The sequence below is a fragment of the Marinospirillum sp. genome, assembly GCF_014859565.1.
The window spans coordinates 1-4,048 of sequence record NZ_JACUUA010000265.1 but is presented as its reverse complement, the minus strand read 5'-3'; the positions used below and the strand labels follow the sequence as shown (position 1 = coordinate 4,048).

Sequence of the window (4,048 nt, the reverse complement as noted above, 5' to 3'; positions counted from 1 at the left end):
TTGCTATCAGATTACCTTCGAAAACGCCACAGCGTCACCAAGCTGGTTGTCCATCTGGTCTTTACCACCAAGTACCGGCGAAAACTGTTCGCCTGAATAGAACCGCTGCGCGGTTCCCGCTTATATCCCCGCCCGATTGGGCGAGGGTTTACGCGGATTTTGCTAAATGTGCATTTGCAGCGCTTTTTGGTTTTGCCCTTGGTATAGGGGCTGAGCCCACAAGTTTGCGACTGCCCTATTTTTAAAAAAGCCACCGATACTAGCAACCAGGCCAATGATTCAATCTCATCCACGGCCAGAATCCCTAACGGCCTGCTGCAAGGGCTTGAGCTGATAACGTATCGGGCGTTGGAGTTTTTGCACCACCCCATCGTCAACAGCACGTTTGAGCCAGTCCTTCAACTGCGATGGATGCAGTTGTGTGCTTTCGATCAGTTCATCAAGGGTTATTGGATTCTGAGCCAGGTGTTGTAGCTCGTCAGTGAATAGCTGATAGAAATCATTTGCATCAACCCTTGCCTGGCTTTCACTGATGACCGGCTCGCACTCTTTCTCAGTTGCTTCTTTTTCAAGTTCAGCTTCTTTTTTATGTTCAGCTACTGGTTCAGGTTCACCGACTAACTCGAAGTTTGGCTTAGGTTCAGCAAACAATTCTGTCTGCCTGGGCGTGGAAACAGGGCGGATTAAATCAGCGATTGTAAAGGCTTTTATATCCGCTTCCAGCCAGCGGCCACCTTTGGCGACCAAGTCGGCATTGGCTGCATTTTCATCCAGCGTCTGTTTAACCCATAGTGGTACCCAGCTTTTTTTCAGGTTTTCTTCTGCACCGTTGAGTGTGCCACCTTTTTTGCCAGAGTGAATCACCAGAGAACTGTCCGCCAGGCAATAGATGTATTTGTTGCGAGCCATGGCGTTACCCACGTTGAATCCTGCCTCGGGGTAGAAGGGCGATACCAGCACGGCATGTCCATCCATCAAGCCTTTGCGCCATTTGCTGCTGGTTGCTGCTCTTAGCAGGCTATCGGCCATCACGCCGATCACCACGCCGCCTTGTCTCACAGCCCCTAGCATCGCAGCCTCATCGACACCACGCGCACCGCCAGAGACAACCGCAATACCCTCTGATGCTGCTTTAGCACCGACTTGGTCGGTAAACGCTAAATCAGGCTCACTGGCATTACGCGAGCCAATAACCGCCAAGCCACCGGCATTCAACAAGGCTTTGTTACCACAACCAAATAACACCGGCGGGCAATCTGTTTTCAGTCGTGCTTTTAGCCGTTTTGGATATTCGGGGTCGGAACGCGTCACCACCCAGAGGCCAGCTCTTTGCCATTTTTCCATGGCCAATGCGAGGCTGTGACCACGGTTCAGCAGTTCAGTGATTCGCTCAGTGCTGATACGTCCATCGTGCCAGAGATGTAACAAGGCTTTCGGCTCAGTAACTAACAGGTCTGCCGGTGTGGCCGATTTTTCTTTTAGCCACAAAGCAAAGTGCCCCCATTCCGCATTGGTAAGCGGCTTGGCAGTCTCGCTGCTGGCTTTTGAAAAATAACTGGTCAGCAGCAGGGTAGCTTGCGCTGTGGGAGATAATAAGTTGGATACATTCATGAGTCTTTTACCGATGATGAAGCCAGTGCAAAAGGATAGACTACACCGCTGCCTGCTTGCTGTAACAGAGCTGCGATGACCGTCAGCGTCCAGCCGGAGTCCAGGATGTCATCCACCAGTAAAACTGGTTGCCCCTGATAAAGCTGTGTCACAGTAAACACGCCATCCAGATTGCGGCATTGATGAAAGCGGTTTTGCTGGCCTTTTTGGGGCTTGTTGTCTTTGATCTTGCTGACGGCATCTACAAACGGCAGGTTCAAGCGGACAGCCAAACGGCGGGCAAAATCTGGCACCAGTTCAGGATGATAACGAGACGGAACGCAGCACACCCACTGAGGCGCTGGATTGGGCTGCCACCGCTGCTGAATCATTTCCGCCATGGCTTCAACCAACTCATCACTGAAGCGCCCAGCATGTTTGTTATCGGCAACCCTTCGCCCCCAACCGGCATCACCCCAGCGGGATAAAACACGGCCTTCCTGTGCGCGAAGTTGCTGAGGTAGATTGCCCCTAAAGCCGTACTCCAAAAACGCATTGGCCGCCACCTGTGCTTTTGGGGTGATCACCATTTCTGCGTGTTTAAGGAAAATACCCGCACGATGCGCCAAAGTAGGATCAACCGGAGTATTGATAACAGGCTGACCCAGGCACGATGCACATTGACCGCAAGGTGTGGGATCAAGATCGTCCAGCGCTCGGCGCAAAAAAGTCATTTTGCAGCCCGCATCATCCATATACGCCTTAACCTCCTGCCATTCCTGTACGCGCTGCTCGGTTAAATGAGCAATTCGTGCCTGATCCATTTGGTAGTGCACGGGCGTTCTCAGCCAACGGCTGCCATCTTTGATGACTGGTGCAGGGTTTTCCACGCTCAGCAGTTTGAGCACTTTTTCGATCTGGCCATGACTCAGGTTGGTTTGCTCCTCCATGCTGCGGAGCGACAAACCATCACTCGTCTCTAACACCTGTAAGATATCACTCACCTCCGCTTCAGATGGAAAAGCCGAATCACGGAAAAACTCGTGAATATCCTGATCTTCCACACCCGACATCAACACACCGACGGCATGATCAATACCACGTCCGGCACGACCCACCTGCTGATAATAACCAACGATAGAGCCCGGCGCTTGATAGTGAACCACAAAGCTTAAATCTGGCTTGTCGTAACCCATCCCCAATGCCGTGGTTGCCACCAACACTTTTAACTGGTTGTTGAGTAGCAATTCTTCCAGATACTGGCGGTAGGCATTGCTGTTTTCAAAGCCATCTGCCTCAACGCTGCCGTGGTAAGCCTTGGCATCTATACCATTAGCAACCAACCACTCAGCGACTTGCTCCGCGTCTCGCACCGTTAAGGTGTAAACAATACCTGTGCCCGGCAAGCTGGGTATCACCTGGGCTAACCAGGCTAAACGGGACGCCTGATCCGGCAACGCCAGGGTTTGTAGCGCCAGGCTTTCACGGGTGAGCGAGCCGCGATGGATTTGGATATCACCCAATTGAGTTTGTATATCCGCAACCACGCGGTTATTCGCCGTGGCGGTAGTACCCAGCACAGGTGTGTTGGCAGGTAGCTGTCGCAGGATGTTCACGATGCGGCGATAATCCGGGCGGAAGTCATGCCCCCAATCAGAAATACAGTGCGCTTCATCAATCACCATCAAGGCGATGCGGTCGGCAATGGGCTGTAAAACCGTTTGGATAAAGCTGTCGTTTGCCAAGCGTTCAGGGGAAATCAGCAAGCAGTCGATTTGATTATTAAAAATGCGCTGTGTCACCGCCTGCCAATCGTTTTGATTGGTGGAATTCATGGTCTCGGCAACAATTCCCAAGCGCTGGGCCGATTTAATCTGGTTGCGCATCAACGCCAACAGAGGCGAGACAATAATAGTCGGCCCCATGTCACGATCACGAAAGATTTTGGTGCTAATAAAGTACACCGAGCTTTTGCCCCAACCGGTGCGCTGCACGACCAAAAGTTTTTGCCGATGATTGACCACGGCATCAATGGCTTCCCACTGGCCATCACGGAATTCAGCAGTGGAGTTAGCCAGAGCCGTTTGCAGTAATTGTTGTGCTTCCTGTTTTTGGGTATTAGAGCTCATCATGCCTCCTTGGTTCGCACAGCGAGTTTTCCGATTAGGGTTGGACTGACAGCAGAAGGCCGCCTTCTAAGCGGCGACCCTGGCCAATTCTACCCTGAGAGTTCCTTTGCAACCAATAGAGCCACGCCTGATCATCTGTATGCAAGGGTGAGGATTTCTCTGACAAACTTGTAAGACCTCTTGGGTGGAAAAAAAAGTGGATACTGGAAACCTTCACCCACACGGAGTCAGACCCAATGGCAGCACAAATAATGATCAACCGTGAAGGCATTCAGCTTAGCAAAATCCGCGTAAACCCTCGCCCAATCGGGCGGGGATATAAGCGGGAA

General features: G+C 51.8%; 2 protein-coding genes and 1 pseudogene. 1 reads left to right on the top strand and 2 read right to left on the bottom strand.

Annotation, left to right across the window (positions count from 1 at the left end; genetic code table 11):
* Positions 1-90 (top strand): annotated as a pseudogene (locus IBX50_RS17970) (IS200/IS605 family transposase); the annotation flags it as partial.
* Positions 91-285: 195 nt separating this feature from the next.
* On the opposite strand, the gene IBX50_RS17965 reads toward IBX50_RS17970, so the two are convergent.
* Positions 286-1,611, bottom strand: a complete 1,326-nt coding sequence (locus IBX50_RS17965; protein ID WP_292257727.1) for a DNA-processing protein DprA — start codon at positions 1,609-1,611, stop codon at positions 286-288.
* Entirely contained in the window at positions 1,608-3,719 is a 2,112-nt protein-coding gene (locus IBX50_RS17960) for a RecQ family ATP-dependent DNA helicase (protein ID WP_292257725.1), read from the bottom strand. The genes IBX50_RS17965 and IBX50_RS17960 overlap by 4 nt, the downstream gene beginning before the upstream one ends.
* Positions 3,720-4,048 lie beyond the last annotated feature (329 nt).